The organism is Bacteroidia bacterium (genome assembly GCA_033391075.1).
Classification (GTDB): Bacteria; Bacteroidota; Bacteroidia; order J057; family J057; genus JAWPMV01.
The window spans coordinates 7,481,711-7,502,007 of record JAWPMV010000001.1 but is presented as its reverse complement, the minus strand read 5'-3'; the positions used below and the strand labels follow the sequence as shown (position 1 = coordinate 7,502,007).

Sequence of the window (20,297 nt, the reverse complement as noted above, 5' to 3'; positions counted from 1 at the left end):
AAATCGAAGTCTCAATAAAGACCCATATTCTTCCTGAAGCTACCGCATTACTGTATGCTCCTTACACAAGTAATAAATTTTCCAAAAACTAAGTATTTCGGAAAAAGAAATATAGTTTATCCTGGGATCACATCGCGATCCAGGCGTATATTCAACTCCTCACCTTCAGATTTGGCCATAACTCCTGTCAGGGTCAAATCGCCGATGATATTTACAACTGTACGACACATATCCAGTAGTCTGTCCAGTCCGAAGATCAATGCAATACCTGCCTCAGGAATACCCAGAGTAGATAATACCAGGGCCAGGGTAATCATGCCCGCGCCTGGAACACCTGCTGCACCTACAGAGGCGAGCGTAGCGGTAAGGATAATCGTAAGCTGAGCCGTCATGTCAAGATCAAAGCCAAATACCTGAGCAATGAAAAGTGCAGCTACTGCCTGATAGGCTGCTGTCCCATCCATATTGATCGTTGCTCCCAGGGGTAATACGAAGGAACTTACCTGCTTGGAGGCTCCCAGGTTATTCTCGGCCAGGTTCATACTGATTGGAAGGGTCGCACTACTTGAACTCGTACTGAATCCAAATACGATGGCTTCCTTAATTGCACGTATAAAAAGAACCGGACTCTTTTTGAGATAGAAGAAGATGAAACTACCATGCGTGATCGCTATATGCAGGATCAAAGCAATCAATACTGCCAATCCATACAAAATCAGTGGCCCCATAATATCCAGGCCAAGATTCGCGACAACTCCCAGCATTAAGGCAAAAACCCCATACGGAGCTGTTTCCATAGCCAGGGTTACCATTTTGATCACCGCATCATTGAGGCCATCAAAAGCCTTTATCAAGGGAGCTGCTTTAGCCGGGTCAATGAGGGTCATACATATTCCCAGAAACAGGGAGAAGAATATTACTCCCAGCATTTGGCCATCTGTCATGGCTTTTAGGGGATTCGTTGGTACGAAACTGACCAAAAGGTCAAATAATTTTTCTGCCGAGCTTTTATTCTGAAACTCTTTGGCCCCATCTGTTTGGGTTTTTTCGGCTGCCTCGTCCTGATATTTAGCCATCAGTACCTCTTTCTTATCTTCAGGCAAGCCATCTCCCGGACGCATTACATTCCCCACAATCAAGCCTATACATACAGCAACTGCAGTAGTAAACATGAAAAACCCAAAGGCTTTGGCTCCCATTTTCCCTACAGTCTTGATATCGCCCAAACTTGCCGCTCCCAAAATCAGGGATACAACAACCAAGGGAATAACTACCATTTTTACCAGGTTGATAAAGATGGTTCCGATCCAATCAGTATAAATGGTAAAATCCTGCCATCCGGCAACATTATAGATATAACCTGCCAGGATCCCCAGGGCCATACCGATCAGGATCTTTGTATAGAGCTTCATAATCTTAAAATTAAGGGCTATTGTGTAGTGTAATAGAAATAGACTCCAAAATATGAATTATTCGTGGAATCGAAAAAAGGAAGCAATACAGCCACCACGACTCAGAATGAGTACTAAGCTAGCAAAGCCGCTTCAATGATACTGTCAAAGGCTATACAATCGGGCTTTTTTAGGAGAAGGAAATGAAGTCTAAGGCTCGAGTTTCTTTGGCAATGCTCGATTGTAAAGTCTTTTATACTCATGGATTTCAGCCATTTTTTGTCCATCAATCACGATATGCTCTCCGGTAACTGTCCCTAAATGCGTGGCATCTATACCCGCAGCTGCAGTGATGCTAACAAACTTTGCCAGTTGAGCAGTAGCTACACTCACTATTGCACGTCCCCCGCTTTCTCCATACAGAAAGGCGTCCTTCCGGATACCTTCCGGGCACTTTAAGTTAAATCCCATTTCATTTACAAAAGCTGATTCAAGCATACTTACAATCAAACCTCCATCAGAAATATCATGGGCAGAAGAAATCGCTTTTTCAGCAATCAGTTTGAGAAGTATTTGCTGAAGCAGATGTTCTTCATCCAGGTTGACATAAGGGGCCGGGCTCAATTTTCTTTGGTGATAACTATATACATATTCTGAAGAGCCTAAATCCTCAACAACTTTTCCCAACAAATAAACCTGGTCTCCTTTGGCTTTGAAATCCATACTCATCCCGCCTTCATGCGTGTCTTCTATGACTCCTAACATGCCAATCATAGGGGTTGGGAATATAGGCCCATTTTCAGACTCATTATACAAACTGACATTTGCATCAGTAATGGAGGTGTCAAATTTTCTACAGGCAGCTCCCACACCTTTGATTGCCTGAGCAAACTGGAAATAAACTTCCGGATTATAAGGATCGCCGAAATTGAGACAATTGCTAACGCCCAAAGGTCTCCCTCCTGTGCAAGCGATATTTCTTGCAGCTTCCGAAACCGCTAGCATAGCTCCTTTTTCCGGATCGGCATGCACATAGCGAGCATTGCAGTCAGCACTCACTACGATTTTCGTCTTCATCCCCTGCATTTTGAGAATCGCAGCATCAGCAGGTATATGGCTGGGAATTTTACTGTCTTCCAACTGGGAGTCATATTGTTCAACCACCCAGCCTTTAGAAGCGATGCTCACTTGTTCCAACAAATGCCGTATTACTCTGTCATGTTCAATCGGTTCGATAATTGATTGGGGATCAAAAGCACGAACTTCTGCCATGTATGCAGGTTCTTTTTGCGCGCGCTCATAAACAGGGGCCCCACTTCCCTGTACCAAAACTTCAGCCGGGATTTCTCCTAGTAGCTCAGCATTCATTTGGTACCGAAGTTTTCCACTGTCCGTCACTTCTCCGATTTGAGTACAATTGAGGTCCCATTTTTCACAAACATCAAGAAATAGTTGCTCTTTCCCTGTTTCGACTACAAACAACATACGTCCAGAAGAATCAGACAATAAGATTTCTACCGGAAGCATATCATGCTGTTGAAGAGGAATTTTTTCCAGCCACACATCCATGCCTACTTTCCCTTTTGCAGCCAGCTCAGAAGTTGCGGTACAAATTCCTGCAGCCCCCATATCCCGAACCCCTACTATGGACCCTGTCTCTAAGGCCTCCAAAGTAGCTTCTAAGAGAAGTTTTTCATTGAAAGGAGCTTCGGCCTGAGCGGAAGAAGATTTTTCCTCTGATCCTTCTTTGGCTTCTCCTAAATTGCTTGACAGCCCAAATTTCCTTTCTCTTCCTGTTGCTGCTCCCACCATGAAAACAGGATTCCCAATTCCTATTGCCGGAGCATTCGACGAATGTCCTTTCTTCATTATGCCTATAGATAGGGTATTTACTAATGGGTTAGCGTTGTAACAAGGATCAAAATAAAGATCTCCTCCTACCGTCGGTACTCCTATAGAATTCCCACATGCTCCGATCCCTTTTACCACTTCTTTAAGTGAGTTCTGGGTGTCAGGAAGGTCAATGTCTCCAAAACGAAGGGAGTTAAGTGTGGCAATAGGTCTGCCTCCTTTCCTAATAATGCCTCTATGAATCCCTGCTACGCCTGCTCCGGAAGTCTGATTATGAGATTCCATTTTGATCGTAAGGGCATATCCATTTCCCAGATCTATCAAACCAACACCTTCTTCGCCTGCTATGGCTAAGGTTCTGAGCTGGAGCAGGGAATTCTTATGAGAATAATGCTCACTCCACATCACTGAGAATACACTGAGTTCAATGAAATTAGGAGTCCGGCCCAAAAGTTCTTTGATACGTTCAAATTCTTCGGGAAGAAGACCGAGTTTTTCTGTAGTGGAAAGGCTTACTTGAGTTTCAGACATTGCTCGCTATGAGTTTGGCTTAGGTTAGTAAATATACGGACTGCTGAACTTATACCGGAATTTTGAAGATAAAGTCCTCTGCGCATTGATTTTTTCTATCTTCAAGCCTTAATAAGTGAGAAATTATGGCCATTAAACTCAGAGAAGACAAAGAAATTGATCAGGATTTGATTCTGGAGCTCTATCATGCCCTGGAATGGTCTTCTGCTAAGAAACCAGATAAGCTTTATAAGGCCCTGATGAATTCGGACAGTCTGATCAGTGCCTGGGAAGGAGAACGTTTGATCGGTATGGGAAATGCCATTTCTGATGGCTATTTGGTGGTCTATTATGCGCATCTTTTGGTACATCCGGAGTATCAGGGGAAGGGGATCGGACGCATGATCGTTCAAAAGATGCAGGAGAAGTATGGCGACTTTCATCAGCAAACCCTGGTAGCTGATGGAAAAGCTGTAGATTTTTATAAAAAGTGCGGATTTGTACGGGCAGGAAAAACAGAACCTTTATGGATTTATCAAGGGGATGAGCATTGAGAATTAAGGCAAAATGTCATCAAACATAATTTCGATATCTAATTCTTCAAGAATCAAGACATCGCCTTTCCTACAAATAAGTCGATTTTGGTAAATACCATTTACGGGATGGCTGTATTCTTCGATTTGTCGATTTTCAAGATCAACTATCCAAAGAAAAGGTATCCCTGCGGCTGCATAAAGCGGGAGCTTTATTTCCCTATCTTTTTTTAAGGTAGTATCTGCAACTTCAATCAGAAGTAAAACATCATTTGCCGTAGGAATTGCATTTTCGTAGAAATCCTCCTGGAATTTAAATATAGCTAGATCAGGCTCTGGCTCAGAAAACTCTCCAAGATTAAGCGGATTTTGAACGCTTACAATTGCACTACCTGATAATGCCAGAGAAAATAAATGTGTCAATCTGTTGACTGCTGACATGTGAGGGCTAGCTATTGGACTCATATCGATGATCTCTCCATTGAGCAATTCGATCTTATCCTCAGGCCCAAAGATTCCTGCGTCTATCATCACATGATAGGCTTCACGGGAAATCTTCCTTTTTTTCAGTTCCACTGCCATACCTAAAGATACGAATTCTGGGGGTAAAATGATTAACAGATAAAATCTCCATTCTAGCGCTTCTGTATATTCTAAGACCCCAATTCCCATACTCATGTCAACATTCCAGACATAATTATTAAGCTATGCCTGATTTTCCCTACCTTTGTGGACGCAACAAAACACTGTATTGAAGGAATTAAAGATCATAGAATGTCCCCGGGATGCCATGCAGGGCATCGAGCATCCCATCCCCACCGAGCTCAAGGCCCGTTACCTGAATCTTTTGCTAAAAGCAGGTTTCGACAGCCTGGATTTTGGAAGTTTTGTTTCACCTAAAGCTGTACCACAACTAGCAGATACAGCAGAAGTTCTTGCGCAATTGGATACTTCAGGTCCGACAAAACTTTCGGCTATTGTAGCCAATCTAAGAGGGGCTGTGGATGCCTGCAAATATCCGGAAATTGATTATCTGGGCTATCCATTTTCTATTTCAGAAACTTTCCAACAAAAGAATACCCGTCGCAGTATCACGGATTCACTGGAACTCGTAAAAGAGATCCAGGAACTCTGTGTCAAATCTGATAAGGAGCTGATCATTTACATCTCTATGGCCTTTGGCAATCCTTTTGGAGATGAGTGGAGTCCGGAAGTTGCCGAAAAATGGGTGGGCGAAATGCAGGATTTGGGTATCCGAATTATCAATATGTCCGATACGATCGGAATTGCAGATTCTGGCCTTATCAGAGAGATGTTTTCAAAGCTTATGAACACCTTCCCCGAAGCAGAATTAGGAGCTCATTTTCATTCTCACCCTACAACGAGAATCGAAAAAATTGATGCGGCATGGAAGGCAGGTTGCAAAAGATTTGATGTAGCTCTACAAGGCTATGGGGGTTGTCCATTTGCCGAAGATGAGTTGGTTGGAAATATCGCTACCGAAAGCCTGATTGCCTATTGCCAGACACAGGAAATAGAAAGCGGATTGGATATGGACGTTCTGGCTGAAGCCGGCAATCTCGTACCTCAAATATTTCTTCCTCAGGTCTGATGTATTGGAACAAAATACCTCCTTTTGTTCAGCAGATATACAATCGCTATATCTGGCGATTTGATACAAAGAAAAAGGAACTATACCTCAGTTTTGATGATGGCCCAACCCCCGATATTACCGAATGGGTGCTGGAGCAGTTGGCGAAATATGATGCAAAAGCAAGCTTTTTCCTGATTGGGGATAAAGTTAGGAAGCATCCGGAGATCGTTCATAAGATCATCGATGCGGGACATAGTCTGGGGAATCATACACAAAACCATTTAAAAGGGAGGAAAACTGAGACGAAACGATACCTCAAAAACTTTCTCAAAGCTCAAAAGACCATCACCGAATACAGCGGTTATCGGACCGACCTCTTTCGTCCCCCTTATGGTTCCATCACCAATATTCAGGCGGAGAAAATTCTACAAACCCATCGAATCATCATGATGGATGTAATAAGTGGAGATTTTGATACTCGAAAGAGCCCGGAAAGTTGCACAAAAAAAGTACTGAAACATGCCCAGCCCGGATCCATTGTTCTTTTTCATGACTATGAAAAAGCCTGGCCCCGATTACAGTTGGCACTTCCGAAAGTTCTAGAGCACTTTTCTCAGGAAGGCTATACGTTTAAGTCTATAGTTGCGCAGCCTCCTTTGATGAAAATTGAACGGGAAATGCTGTAGGAGGTGTTAGCGTGTTAGGGTTGGTCTGTGTTAGAGTTACTTTTTAAGACTACGGATGATGACGAGGAGTTCGTTGAGCATCATGGCAGTTGCACCCCAAATGATCTGATCGTTGATGAGCCAGGCAGGAGCTTCTACGCTAAAGTCTTCCCGAATCTTAATTTCAATTTCCTGACTTTCTTCTTCCAATAATCTCTGGAGAGGGACTTCAATCAAGTTGGCTACTTCCCGTTCATCCAAATCAAAGTCGGGCCGGAATCCCAAACTGCCCACGAAGGGAGAAACCATAAAATTGCTAGCAGGGATATATAGCTGAGAAAATTGACCGAGTAGCTCTACCTGATGAGCAGGTATGCCAAGTTCTTCTTCAGCCTCTCGGAGTGCGGTAGCAGCCAAATCTCGATCATATACTTCTCGCTTTCCTCCAGGAAAACTTACCTGTCCACTATGTACTCCCCCATCTCGTGAGCGCTCCATAAAGCACATATGAAGGTCAGATTCCTTGGGATACAGTAAGGCCAGGACGCCTCCTTCACGGGGATTATTAGGTACTTGAACTCGACTGGCTTTGCCGTATTTCGAAGCCATTCCAATCTGTGCTTCCCATCCGGGTAAAGGCCCGGCCAGAGCAGATGAAAGTTCTTGAAAAAATCTATCGGGCTGCTGCAACATATGTATTTTCCAAAAGGTCTTACCCTATATACCCCAAAAAGAGTTTCTGGTTATTTCATTTTTGGGTGGGGAACTTACGCATCCGTCCCTTTAATTAAAAAAGATCGCATGAAATTTCACTTTAGTCTTATTGTTCTATTGTTGCTGGCTTCTAAAGTATGGGCCCAGGAAAACACACAGAAAATTTACAGCTCGGATGTCTATCATTTTTGGGAAGCTTATGACCAAATCATCGCAACCCAGGATAGCGCGAAACAATACCAGCTATTACAAGAACTCTATTTCGACAAAGGCAGTCCGGGTTTGACGGCAATCCGGCAGGCAAGGCGATATTCAGATAAAGACTACATCGACGCCATCAATAATCATCCGCTCTTTTGGGAGTCCATTCGCCCCAATACCCTAAAAGCAATAGACTATGCAGAGGAAATTTCCAAAGGATTGGAGGGATTGAAAAAGATATATCCTCATCTTAAACCCGCACAAATCTATTTTACCGTAGGAGCCTTTCGCACACCCGGAACTACCCTCGACAGTCTGGTCTTGATTGGAAGTGAATTGGCCATGACCAATAAAAATACCCTTAGCCATGAATTTGAGCCAAGATTCGATTATCTCCGTAATTATTTTGACTCTGAGCCGATCAAAGAAATCGTATTTCTCAACATCCACGAATATGTACATACCCAACAAGTCTTTGACTATGGGTATGACTTACTCACCTTCTCTTTGTATGAAGGCTTTGCTGAATTCATGGCCGTAAAAGCTTCAGCGAAAGCTTCCCCGACACCAGCAATTGAGTTCGGTAAGCGGAATGATGATTGGGTAAAAACGGTTTTTAGTCAAGAGATGTTCTCTTACTATTACGACAGATGGCTTTGGAATAATTTTGAAAATGAATTCAAGATGCGCGACCTCGGTTACTATATGGGCTATGCAATTGCTGAGAAATATTATGAGGCAGCAGAAGATAAACAAGCAGCTATCAAAACGCTGATCGAACTAGATTTTAAGGATAAAGAAAGCGTATGGAACTTTGTGGATGGAACCCATTATTTCGAAAAGCCACTTGCAGAATATGAAGCGGACTATGAATCCCGAAGGCCAACCGTCACTAAATTGATAAATTTTGAGAATGGAAGTCAGGAAGTCGATCCCAATATCTCCGAAATCAGAATTGCTTTTTCCCATGAAATGCAGCCGGGCTATTATTCAACAGGATATGGAGAAAAAGGTCGGGATTATCTACCACAAATAGAGGGAGTTCGATTTACAGAGGATAATAAAGGAGCTATCTATGAAGTAAAATTGGAAGCGGGCAAAGAATACCAATTTATGGTTGGTATGGGCTTTAGGCTGGCAAATGGAGTTCAACTGAAACCCTATGAAATTTCCTTTCGAACAAAATCTCCCTAACAAATCAGGCACTGAGGTCCAGCCTGTCCAATTCCGCAAATTTCGCAAAATCCGGATAGGCAAGTTTTGCCTCCTTCACAGTTTTTAGAAATAGTTGGTCTTCTCTCAATTGATAATAACAGAGAGCACTATTGAAGTAGGTGTCTGCGGTATAGCCAAATTCCTGGATGGAGCGCTTGAAAAATACCAGGGAATCTTTATAAAATCCCAGACTATAAAAGATACTGGCCATTTCAAATGCCAGGTCCTGGGGTTCATGAATCTCAAAATAATTTTCCCAAACTTTATGCATAGTCCTGGCCAAATGCGCCCGTTCATTGAAAGTAACTCTCCCACTCAGAATCTTTAAGGTCGGAAGGATATTTTTGAAAAGGGTCGCATCGTATACCCCAAATCGCATCAATGCCAATAGCTCTGAGATATTCGCTTTCTCCAGACCTTTTAGCGCATAGCGTCTCAGGCTATTGAAGTCATCCGGTCCAAAATCATTGACAAATCGCTGATAGGCCAATTGAGTTTCTACAAATGAATCCCCCTCTTCTACAAAGAGCAGGAGAGGAAGTTCCAATCGAAAGCTTGAACCTGTAGGTAATAATGCCTTGCCTCCCATTTTTTGACAGTAAGTGGCAAAAGCATGATAATTTACCCAAAAGGACATACTCCCATGAGTAGCCATCCGAGGCTCTTTATTGCCCTCCAAATCATGCAAATTATGGAAGCCTTTATCCATTGAGATCAAAATGAGTCCATTTTGAGACAAAGCTTTTAGCTTCTTCAAACAGGAAAGCCCTTTTTCTGGAAAAAAGAGGTGGCTATCCTGAAGCATTTCCCGATATTCATGAAGAATTTCATTCAAAATCGGATCCTCATAGACGATTGAGCTTGGCTCAAGTCCTTCTTTTTGAAAACTGATTTCCAACTCCTTCAGCAAGCCTGCTTCTGTCAAATCTGCTGGATTTCGATCCGAGCTCAAAGAGACAGAACAAGAAAGCAATTCATCCTCTTTGATCTGGTAAAGATCAACGGGAAGTGAGTCAAATAAATAGTTGGCCACCGCAATTATGGGTTGCTTCAGGCTCTGAGCCTGTATGTTTATCCCGCTTTTACGGAGCACAATCTCTGAACTCTGGCTACTGTCGAAAAAGGCCACATCTATACGCCCATTTTCCAAAAATTCGGAGAATTGAGGATGCTCTTCCAAAAAGAGCAAATTATCCTCAGCAATATCACTCAAGATGTAACAATAAGCCGGTAAAGGAATCAAAGCAGTCCGTAAGAGTCTTTCCAGCTGCAGGAGAATATGAAAACATAGCCTTCCATGTCCAGCCCCCATTTCCAGGATATACACCTTCTCCTGAACCTTGCCCATGCGCCCCAAATCTTTGAGGATACCAAAAATCAACTCTGCATAGGTATTCCCTACCATCGCATTACTTGTCAGATAATGCGGCACTTCTCCTGTCTGCCAGGCTTTTAAACCCTCCTTATCATAGTAATCTCGATTGAGTTGCCAGATTTTACTTTTGGAAAAAAGGGTCGAGGATTCGACCTCATATCGTTTCTGCTCCATAGTATTAGGGTATTCAGTGATCCCACACTCGGCTGGTTTACACTAAAGAAGATTTAGCAGAAACGAACAAAGAATGATTTGTGCTTAATATACCCTTTATTCAGCAATCTGGGTTTTCATGAATCCACCCAGCTTTTGAACTGGTTTAGCTTCGAACGGCTCACCACAAATTCCAAATTCCCTACCGAAGTATTCAGTTCCAGTTTCAAGCGCTGGTTGAAATAGGGGTAAATCTTTTGGATGCTATCGATATTAACGATCTGGTGGCGATTGATTTGGAAAAACTTCTGCCCATCCAGAGAGGCCATCAAGCCTTCCAGGCTGTGGTTATATATATGTCTGCGGGAATCCCGGGTATGAAGAAAAGTAATGCTCTCTTCTGAATTGACAAATGCAATTTCCGATACATCCACAAACTCAAAATGATCTCCTCTTCTTACCAAACAACGATTTTTCTTTTGTTGATTAAAATTGCCCATTAAGGCCTGCAATTGATGGCGGAGTTCCTGGCTGTCTTCCCGATAGTGATCAGTATACTTTTTCAGGGCCTTTTTCAAATCATCGACATGAATCGGCTTAAGGAGATAATCAACACTGTTGAACTTGAAGGCATCAATGGCATACTGATCATAGGCTGTCGTAAAAATAATGGGCGCCTTGACTTCCACATGATTGAAGATCTCAAAGCTCAAGCCATCAGCCAATTGAATATCCAGGAAGATGAGGTCTGGAGCTTCATGCTGATCTAACCAATTGACCGAATCCTGAACACTATCCAGATGTGCAATTATTTCTATATCCATGCCTGTTTTAGGCAAAATGCTTCTTAGGTACTCATAAGCATTTATTTCGTCTTCTATGAGAATTACTTTCATTCTACTCCTGAATTTTTAGGCTAAAGGAGGGATTGATTCGGATACTTTTTGTGGCGCCTCAATTATAGGTAGGCCAACCTCAAAACTCGACTTCGTCTCCAGAAGCTGTAGCGGCTGATTGGTAAAAAAGGCCAGACGTTTTCGAATATTATTAAGCCCCATGCCGGTGGATTCTATGGCCTGAATTTTCATCTGCACATTGTTTTTTACCCAGATATAATGACTGGTCTCATCGAATACAACTTCGATTCTCAGGGGCTTGCTCCTCGACACGATATTGTGCTTGACGGCATTCTCCAGCAGCATCTGAAGACTCAAAGGAGGCAAATAGCCAGACATTTGTATTTGTTCCGGAAGTGTGATCTCGATACTCGGCCCAAAACGCTCTCGTAACAGGTCTGAATAGAGTTCCAGATTTTCCAGTTCGGTTTGAATCGGAACACTCGCCTGCTCCCGATTCCCTACAGCATAGCGGTAAAATCGCGACAATTTGCTCAGGTAGTTCATCGCGCGATCTGAATCCGTGGGAATCAGATTCATCAGGGTATTCAGGCTATTGAAAAGGAAATGTGGATTGATCTGATTTCTTAAATTATCCAGTTGACTCTGGATATGCGCCTGCTGCAATTGCTCCTTTTCAATGATTGCCGCTTTGTATTTGTAGAAAAAGTATATCGCTTCATACAAAGCGAGAACCGTTATGCTCACAAAAATGGTGGCAACAGCCCCTTGAAAAAAAGTCGTCTTGCAAAGCTCTTCTATTCCAAAAAGACCGTAAAAACTTTTGATGACTAGTCCAAATACTACATCGACCAAAGGCGTAATCAAAAGGATAAATCCGAATTGAATGAGTATACGCTTTACGGCCTGATCCAGACTTGAATACCTTTCCCTTAGCTTGATCAGTAAATAGCGGTTGGTCAGCCAGAAGAAAGCACAATACACAAAACTTTCCGGCAACTTTTGATGTGCTACCTCAGGATAGTCCTCCAGGGGAATCGCAAAAAAGATCCAGGGTATGAGGACCGTAATCGTAGGAATACCCCAAAGGGTAAACTTTCGATCATCAAAGGCCAGGTATTTTATATTCGCTTTAAGCATTTCCTAAAAAGAATCCCATCAATATAACATTTTGAGAAAAAGCGCGGAGACAGCAGGCGAAATGATTCTGTGTCTCTGCGTTGAAACTGTACGTCATTTAAAAAATGCGGGAGTGTTTTAGTGTTGTAGTTCTGTAAAGTGATTTGTAGAAAACTTTAACACTTAAGAACTACAACACTCCCGCACTCTTCTAAAACTGCACCCGATATAAAAAGTCCACAAAGAGTCCTACCTGATTGACCTGATTGAGTTCGTTGGTAAGGCGATTGTAGCGACGAACGAAAATATTGTCTCGGTCTGTCAGGTTTTGGAAGTCGATATAGAATTGGTGCGAAAGTTTTTTGGTCGCACTATTGAGCTTGAATCCCATTCTCAGGTCCCAGCGAAAATAGGCATCGTATTGCTCACTAAAAGCTCTTCCATCTTCACGAATTTCCCGGCCTTGTTCACGAGAGGCTTCAAGATTTACCGGCGTATACCAGTTTCCTCCGGAAGTAGTTAAGCGAGAATCAATTACCACGGCATTTCGTTTTCCAACTTTAAGCTCTCTTCCTCCCAAAAGATTGATGACATAGCCATTGTTGAAAGGGGTATTTCGCTCTACACCATCACTCCCCGTATACTTACTTTCGAATATAGAAGTCGTAAAGAGCATATGATATCCTTTGCTGTAGAATTTTTCGACGGTTATCTCCAGCCCTCGATTAAAACCTGTTCCTTCACTTATTAGGGACGTTTTATCATCCGAGAAAACAAAATCTGCTCCCTCAGTTAGAACTGAATAAGAAGTAGGCGTCCTTTCTATGGGTGCACGATCAATGTCCTGGTAATATACTTCTGTTTTAATTCGCCAATCCGAACTCAATTTTGCATCATAAGCCAGCACATAATGCTGAGATCGGATGAAATCCAGATCGATATTAGTCCTTAGAAGTTCTCCATTGATTTCTTCATTCAGGAAAAGGATGGGTAAAGGGCCGCTTTGATTGTGCATTCCATAGCCCAGGGTCAGTTTATTTTTCTCATTGATGTCATAGCTTAAAGAAGCTCGCGGTTCTACTACGAATTGATCATTGAGATTGGAATACTGTCCGTGAACACCCGCATTGAAGGTCAAATCTTCCGTGATTCTGTATTGTGTCTGGACGTAGGGTTGAATGAGGCTAAAGGAGCCATCAATGTCATAAACTGTAAACCAATCCGGTTCGCCATCTCCATCCAAATCCGGAGCATTTACTCTATCCTCTAAAAATGAATTGCTTTGAAAATTCTCGTAGAGGACTCCCACTCTCAGGGTTTGTCTTGCATTGAGTTTGGTATTGAGGAACGAGCTCACTGTGTAACGCGTCTCATCATTTTCTGCATTTGTGATCCGCAATTTAAACTCATCTGCCTCTCCCAAATTGAAATAACGATCCTGCTCAAAGCTGTTGCCTCTGTTTGAAGCTCCTATGACCGTCCGCAAATAGGTCTTGTTTCCTAATAGCAGATTATGCTTTAATCCAACTACCCCAAAGCTTCCTGTGTAAAAAGCATCTTCATCCTCTGCTGCAAAGAGATCCGTAGAATCAATTTCAGATCCCAGGAAGTCAATGTCTGACCTTCCTCCTATCCCAAAGAAGGTAAATCTACCGGCAGGACTATTTCCAAAATCCAGTTTAAAGGATATATCCTGATAATTGGGAACGGCAGAAGTAGCTCCCGCCCCGATCAAACCGACAAAAGAATATCGGCCTGCGACCAGATAAGAACCTCCATTTTTATTGACAGGACCTTCGAACATAGCTTCCAGTCCACTGAATGCGCCTACTTGTATGGTTCTTTCATGTCTGTCTCTGTTGCCATTGCGGAAACCAATATCAAATACCCCGGCATTGGCGTTTCCGTACTCGGCAGGGAAGGCAGAAGTGAGAAAGTCAGAATTTCGCAGCACATTAGGATTGAGGGCACTTACAGGTCCTCCGGTAGTTCCAAAGGTAGAAAAGTGATTGGGATTGGGTACGGGTATACCTTCGACACGCCAGAGGATGCCTGTAGGCGAATTTCCCCGAATCACGATATCATTTCTGGAATCATCCGGAGCAGAAACCCCGGCAAAGTTGGCAGCCAGACGAGCCACATCACTACGCCCCCCTGCATAACGGTTAACCTCTTCTAAACTGAATTGGCGAGCTGAAATACTCACCATTTCATTCTGGGCCTTGTCCTTGATGGTCTCGTCAACAATGAGGACTTCATCCAACTGGACCAGGCTTTCTTTGAGACTGAGCTTGAGGATTACATCTTTTCCCGAGCTTACCTCAATGTTGGGAAGGGTGAGGCTTTCGTACCCTAAAAATTTCACCCGAATTGCATTTCTTCCCAGGGGTACTCCTTTCAATGAGAAATATCCTTCTTCATTAGTTACAGCTCCCAAAACAGGTTCTACTCCCAAAACCTCGACTACTGCGCCAAAGAGGGGTCCTTCTGATTGTTGGTCTGTAACCGTACCCTGAATGCTGCCAGTCTGTGCAAAACAGAAAACCCCAGACAGGTACACAACAATGGATAAGAAGATAGCTTTCATGTTTGGATAATTGATTGTGATTACAAATTCGATGCTCCAAATCTGAAAAGAAGTATTCTTCTATAAGAGTTAAAAATGCTGGAATGCGGATCGACCGGCTTGAAATGCTGACTAAAAAACTGAAAAGATTCTCGAAAGCGCTCAGTACATTTGACCTAAGAAATAATTCATCAACAAATGAATCAAACGCAAGCCAATATGTTCTCCGAAATGCAGGAGAAAAAGATATTCGAAGAAGCCCTTCAATATGCCTTTCAATACATCGATGAGGTTTATGATAGAAATATCTATCCCAGTGAAGAAGCCCTAGCAGATCTCACTCATTTTGAAGAAAGCCTTCCTCAGAAATCTGGAAATGCTTCAGAAGTTTTGAAGCAACTCCATACGTATGGAGCGCCCGCTACTATGGCACAAATTGGCGGACGTTATCATGGCTTTGTTAATGGGAGTTCGGTTCCTGTAGGTCAGGCAGCCAAAATGCTTGGCACCTTTTGGGATCAGAATACGGCCATGCACGTCATTTCGCCTATTGTATCCAAACTTGAAGCTGTGGTAGAAGGATGGTTGAAGGAACTTTTTAATCTTCCCCAAAATACCGTGGCTGGCTTTGTCAGTGGAACTTCTATGGCAAACCTCTGTGGGCTGGCAGCCGCTCGTTATCGTATCCTGCAAAAACAAGGCTGGGACATCAATGAACAAGGCTTGCACAGCGCTCCTCCCATACGAATCGTAACGGGCAAGCATGCTCACTCGACTGTTTTGAAAGCCATTTCTATTTTGGGATTAGGCAAGCAAAACATCGAATGGGTAGAAGTTGATGAACAGGGAAGAATGATAGCAGAAAAAATGCCGGAACTGGATGCGCATACAATCCTCATTCTACAAGCCGGCAATGTGAATAGCGGTTCCTTTGATCCTTTGGAAGCTGCCTGTAAAAAAGCACAATCGGCGGATGCCTGGGTACATATAGATGGTGCTTTTGGTTTGTGGGCAGTTGCTGTGGAAAAGCTAGGTCATTTGACCCAGGGCATGAATCTGGCCACTTCCTGGGCTGTAGATGGGCACAAAACCCTGAATACGCCTTATGATAGTGGAATTGTTATTTGCGCGGATAAAGAAGCCCTGGTTTCTGCTTTGCACATGACGGCAGGCTATATCATTTTGAGTGAGGAAAGAGATGGGATGTTCTATACGCCGGAAATGTCTCGGCGAGCAAGGATTATAGAACTTTGGGCAGTGATGAGGTACCTGGGGAAAGCAGGTATAGATGAAATGGTGTACGGTATGTACGAAAGAGCCCAGCAATTTGCCGAAGGACTTAGTCAGATCGAGGGCTTTGAGGTCTTGAATGAAGTGGTATTTAATCAAGTAATGATTGCTTGCGAAAATGATGCAATGACAGATGCCGTTATCGCTAAGGTTCAGGAAATGAGGGAATGCTGGGTAGGAGGATCAAGCTGGAATGGAAAGAGAATCATCCGCATCAGTGTTTGTTCCTGGGCAACTACGGAAGAGGATGTAGATCGATCGGTGAAATCATTTGCAGCTGCTTTAGAACAGCTAAAAAGTAATAATGTTGGCTGAATGATAAACGGGAAGCAAGCCTTTGACAGCCGACCTCCCGTAACGTTTACCAAAAATATCTTTCTTCGATTTTTTAAAAATCCATTTTACTCGCTCTCAAGTTTTTCCAACTTTTCCTGAGAAGCTTTGGATTCACTATTGATCGAAAGAGCCTTTTTAAAATTTTCTATGGCTTTTCCCTTTTCTCCTTTAGCAACATATAAGTCCCCTAATGAATCGTAGACATTGAAACTATTGGGGTAATAATGAATATTCAACTTAAAAAGCGCCTCTGATTTATCGTACATTTTCATGCTCATGAGTTGATATCCCATCATATTGAGGTAAGCTTCTCCAGGCTTTTTCTCGTAGCCAAACTTGTCACTGAGTTTGCTATAGTGATTCTTGAACTTTCCTGCCAAATCGCTATTGGGATCCATAACATCCTGAGGCTTCAGTGTCAGACCATGCCCCTTGAAAATATAGCGGAAGGCTTCGTACTCGGTAATCAGCGGTACAGAACCATGGTCATCATCGGCATAGTATACTCCTTTGTAATCCAGCTGCCTCTTATTTGCATTGAGATATGAATTGAGTTCGAGTATGGAACGGATATGATAGGTCATGGGAGATTTATCATCTTTCACAGTCGCTGTATCCATGCCATCAGTCATGGTATTTGCAAAGCCCATGAACAAACTCCGATTTCTATAAGCATCCCCAAAATCATTTTGCTTTATTTCCTGAAGCAGTTTTTGCTTATGCCAGGACATAGAAGGATCTATAGATACATAGGCATTAAATAGTTCTGGAGAATTTTGCAGGATATTCATGACTGCCAGTCCACCAAATGAATGCCCTATGAGTATTTTGTACGGCTCAGTAGGATAATTTTCATCGATGTAGGGAATTAATTCTTGCTCCAGAAAAGACAGGAATTTTCCTCCTCCCCCTGCATGTGCCAGCATGGCTGGATTCATAAAGGGGTCATCTCCAGGCTCAGGTTTAGTGGGAGTTAAATCTCTCGTCCGATTGGTATTGGGGATGCCTACTACAATCATTTTAGGCAAAACGGTATTTCCATTGGTAGTACTTAGCTGTCTAAGCATTCCTGCTACTGAGAAAAAGTGTCCATCGCCATCCAATAAGTAGACTACTGGATACCTTTCTTTGGTAAAAACACTTTGGTCATTTCCCTCAGGAACATAGATCCAGAGCTTTCTTTCTTCGTCCAATATTGTAGAATTCAAGGACTCAACTTTTCCTAGTACGATTTCCTTCGATTGAGGAAAACTGTAGGAATAGCACAAGACCCCAACTAGTAATAAGATTAAATTTTTCATTTTAGGGAATATTATTTTCACAGATTCTGGTACTCAAACATATCAATGCCTTTGTCAAAAAGCCCTGCATCCTACGAAATACAAAACAAAGTTCGCGAAGGGCAGATTTAATAGCACGAATCCATCCATTTCTTCTATAAATGTTCAAATAAATTTGATCTCAGCTTTAAGCAGGCAGAGCTGTTTATTTTTCAGGCTTAGTATAAAAAGTGGAATTCAGCACCTTTCTTTTCTTGCACACAGATATTGACACAAGCGAAACATGCTGAATTCCAGCTTTTGAAGGAGCATTCTATGCAACAACCGCTTCTTCGGTTTCACTTTCGACTTCCTCTTGAGCGACCACAATTTCTTCCGGCAGCTCAATGTTTTCCAGTATACTGCTGTGAATAAACATGCACTCCATTTGGGAACTTTCTCGACTTATCGTAGACGCATCTCCTTGCTTATCGACCCATAAGTACGAACCATCGACATTCCAGTAAGATTCTCCCTGCGTGATGACGCATTGGGTTTGAAGGAGTGAAGAGTTTTTGAGTTCATCATCCTCTTTTTCATCCTGATTCCCCATGCTTATCGGACTGACTATCAATTCCCAATCATCGATTTTCTGGTCACTGGGAGGCAATTGCAAATCCTGGTTTCCATAAGCACCTGTCCAGTAGGAATAATCCGCAAGGACCCAAAGAATTTGATAGGCGACTTTCTTCGTTTCTACCTTGTCTGCACTATTACTTCTTCTGTAGGTACAATTGCTGTTTACTTGTTGAAAGATCTGTAAACTTCCGGGGATTGTGAATTCATAAAAATCCCATTTTATCAATGCATTATCTTCGTCTTTATCGCCCCCCTCTGTAAACCTGAATTTCACGGGGGCAAAGATTCGATTCCATTCGTTTAGGGTATCTGGAGGGTTCAAGTAAGGGCTTTCGTCCTGCTCAACTTCCACCAATTGGGAGACTTTCTTGTATTGGTAGAATACATCCCCACTCAGGTATACATTTTCATAGAACTCTTCCTCATTTTCAATTCCCGTAATTGTGTGATTATCCTCACTAAACTGATATTTGTCGGTGATAATGGTTTCATCATCTTCAGTGGTTTCTGTCCAGGAAAGGATGCCTGATGCAGAATCGTATGTATTATAGGTCAGACTCAGGTGTTCATAGATCGATTTGGGAACCAGGATATAATTCGCTACGCCATCATAATACCATTTGATCTTATTTTTATCTCCTTTTGCCGTGCGGTATCGGTATTTTGCTTTCACCTGCCAATGATCCGGATAGCTTCTGTCTACCCCATAGTCAAATTCAAGTAAGGCATTATCAGCATCGCTTTCATTACTTCCTTCACTCATCCCAATAATCGCAGGAGAAATGAAAAGGTTCCAATTTTCAAGCTCTCCAAATGGAGGATAGATAGCCTCTCCATGCTTAACGGTTCCTCGAGTCAGAGTAGCATTGCTTTTCCCTGAAATTTCATTAAACCGCTGTTCTAATTTTGCTTTTCTTTCGGCCAAAGTCCCCTCCGCATCATCCTGACTCAGATCGATAAGGTCCCAAACCGTCCGAAGAGAATTTTTAGTAAAATCCACCAGGGCGGGATCATCTGCTATGGTTTCCAACCATTCCTCATAGGCATCGGTATCCGTCAGCATGAGGGGCGCTTTTGTTTCATCTCCACCAATGGTTTCTATACCTGTCTCAGAATGCGTCGAAGCAACACTGGAATCGCTGTAGTACGAACTATCTACCGATACCTTTGCGCTTGAAACTATGTTATTGTAACTGGCTTTGACAGAAGCCTCTACGCTCAAACTGGAATTTATGGAAGATTTATCTACCGTAGCATAATAGGTATTCTTCCCTCCCAGGACTACTTCGGCAAGAAAATGGGTTCCATACTTAGCAAAAAAGGCATCTATAGAAACTGCGTCATTGCCTCCTTTATTTAATTCATGTGCAAAATCGGGATCAAGCATGCTCCGCAATTCAGAATTTACAGGAAGAGAAAGTCTATAGGCCCTGGCCAAAGCTGAAAAACTGGTATAGTAGTATTCTTTACTGACCTGTTTGCTTTGGTGAAAGCCAAATTTTGCTTCTCCCGAGTAGTACTTGTATTTGCCTTCCATTTTCACTTTCAGGTCCAGGGCCGATTGAAATTCTGAAATAGAAGCTCCCTCCGTATAGCTTTCTTCCGAAGTATGTTCTTCTAAAATCATAATTTGCTCGGGTACATCATAGTTGTTCCCGGATACCTCTGCCGGATAAGGAGTCCCAGCTAATTGGGTGAAATTTGAGAAAATCTGTGCATTGTACACAGCTGACGGATGTGCATAACGACCAAAAACGTCATAGCCTTTTCCCAATACATCCAAACCGGGAATCCAATAACGGACTACGCTTGAATCACTTGTCGAATTGTTTGTTGAATCTGTATTTGACATAAGAGTGAGGGTAAATTGTGTGATTGAATGCCTGCCTTCTTATCAGTTCTGAAAACGCATGCTTCTTGCTTGACCAGGGAAGTGTTTCAGTTTCCTTGCATCCAATTTTATTCGAGGGAAAAGGATCACAAAAAATATTTCGCGGAGGTTGATTTTATGCCTGCAAATACGCCTATT

General features: G+C 42.6%; 15 protein-coding genes. 5 read left to right on the top strand and 10 right to left on the bottom strand.

Annotated elements, in window-relative coordinates; all coding sequences use genetic code 11:
• Positions 1-116: 116 nt before the first annotated feature.
• On the bottom strand, positions 117-1,412 hold the full coding sequence (locus R8P61_29800; protein ID MDW3651309.1) for a dicarboxylate/amino acid:cation symporter: 1,296 nt from the start codon (positions 1,410-1,412) through the stop codon (positions 117-119).
• A gap of 189 nt (positions 1,413-1,601) precedes the next feature.
• Positions 1,602-3,773 carry a phosphoribosylformylglycinamidine synthase subunit PurL gene (purL, locus tag R8P61_29795; GenBank protein ID MDW3651308.1) on the bottom strand — a complete coding sequence of 724 codons (2,172 nt, stop codon included), beginning with the start codon at positions 3,771-3,773 and terminating at the stop codon, positions 1,602-1,604.
• 125 nt (positions 3,774-3,898) lie between these two features.
• Between purL and R8P61_29790 the strand changes: the two genes are divergently transcribed.
• Positions 3,899-4,306 carry a GNAT family N-acetyltransferase gene (locus R8P61_29790; GenBank protein ID MDW3651307.1) on the top strand — a complete coding sequence of 136 codons (408 nt, stop codon included), beginning with the start codon at positions 3,899-3,901 and terminating at the stop codon, positions 4,304-4,306.
• Between the two features lie 3 nt (positions 4,307-4,309).
• On the opposite strand, the gene R8P61_29785 is transcribed toward R8P61_29790, so the two are convergent.
• On the bottom strand, positions 4,310-4,867 hold the full coding sequence (locus R8P61_29785) for a Uma2 family endonuclease (GenBank protein MDW3651306.1): 558 nt from the start codon (positions 4,865-4,867) through the stop codon (positions 4,310-4,312).
• 169 nt (positions 4,868-5,036) lie between these two features.
• Here R8P61_29785 and R8P61_29780 point away from each other — a divergent pair, with 169 nt between their 5' ends.
• Both R8P61_29780 and R8P61_29775 read left to right on the top strand, forming a co-directional pair.
• The gene (locus tag R8P61_29780) at positions 5,037-5,897 is read left to right on the top strand and encodes a hydroxymethylglutaryl-CoA lyase (protein ID MDW3651305.1); all 861 of its coding nucleotides are present in this window, start codon (positions 5,037-5,039) and stop codon (positions 5,895-5,897) included.
• Entirely contained in the window at positions 5,897-6,565 is a 669-nt protein-coding gene (locus R8P61_29775) for a polysaccharide deacetylase family protein (GenBank protein MDW3651304.1), read from the top strand. Before R8P61_29780 ends, R8P61_29775 begins: the two co-directional genes overlap by 1 nt.
• A 36-nt stretch (positions 6,566-6,601) precedes the next feature.
• Here the strand turns inward: R8P61_29775 and R8P61_29770 are convergent, their stop codons facing one another.
• Positions 6,602-7,237, bottom strand: coding sequence for a CoA pyrophosphatase (locus R8P61_29770; protein MDW3651303.1), 636 nt, complete (start codon positions 7,235-7,237; stop codon positions 6,602-6,604).
• A 108-nt stretch (positions 7,238-7,345) separates the two neighbouring features.
• On the opposite strand from R8P61_29770, the gene R8P61_29765 reads away from it, so the two are divergent.
• Positions 7,346-8,653: a hypothetical protein gene (locus R8P61_29765; GenBank protein MDW3651302.1), complete on the top strand. Its 1,308-nt coding sequence runs from the start codon at positions 7,346-7,348 to the stop codon at positions 8,651-8,653.
• Between the two features lie 4 nt (positions 8,654-8,657).
• Here the strand turns inward: R8P61_29765 and R8P61_29760 are convergent, their stop codons facing one another.
• The 4 genes from R8P61_29760 to R8P61_29745 form a co-directional block, all read right to left on the bottom strand.
• A complete protein-coding gene (locus R8P61_29760; protein MDW3651301.1) occupies positions 8,658-10,223 on the bottom strand; it encodes an SAM-dependent methyltransferase in 1,566 nt (521 codons plus the stop codon).
• A gap of 116 nt (positions 10,224-10,339) precedes the next feature.
• On the bottom strand, positions 10,340-11,098 hold the full coding sequence (locus R8P61_29755; protein MDW3651300.1) for a LytTR family DNA-binding domain-containing protein: 759 nt from the start codon (positions 11,096-11,098) through the stop codon (positions 10,340-10,342).
• Positions 11,099-11,113: 15 nt separating this feature from the next.
• Complete coding sequence (locus R8P61_29750) at positions 11,114-12,199, bottom strand: histidine kinase (protein ID MDW3651299.1); 1,086 nt, start codon at positions 12,197-12,199, stop codon at positions 11,114-11,116.
• Between the two features lie 190 nt (positions 12,200-12,389).
• Complete coding sequence (locus R8P61_29745) at positions 12,390-14,765, bottom strand: TonB-dependent receptor (GenBank protein ID MDW3651298.1); 2,376 nt, start codon at positions 14,763-14,765, stop codon at positions 12,390-12,392.
• A gap of 177 nt (positions 14,766-14,942) precedes the next feature.
• On the opposite strand from R8P61_29745, the gene R8P61_29740 reads away from it, so the two are divergent.
• A complete protein-coding gene (locus tag R8P61_29740) occupies positions 14,943-16,349 on the top strand; it encodes an aminotransferase class V-fold PLP-dependent enzyme (GenBank protein MDW3651297.1) in 1,407 nt (468 codons plus the stop codon).
• An 86-nt stretch (positions 16,350-16,435) separates the two neighbouring features.
• Here R8P61_29740 and R8P61_29735 read toward each other — a convergent pair whose 3' ends face one another.
• Positions 16,436-17,578, bottom strand: coding sequence for an alpha/beta hydrolase-fold protein (locus R8P61_29735; protein MDW3651296.1), 1,143 nt, complete (start codon positions 17,576-17,578; stop codon positions 16,436-16,438).
• Between the two features lie 385 nt (positions 17,579-17,963).
• On the bottom strand, positions 17,964-20,120 hold the full coding sequence (locus R8P61_29730; GenBank protein MDW3651295.1) for an MAC/perforin domain-containing protein: 2,157 nt from the start codon (positions 20,118-20,120) through the stop codon (positions 17,964-17,966).
• Positions 20,121-20,297: the final 177 nt, after the last annotated feature.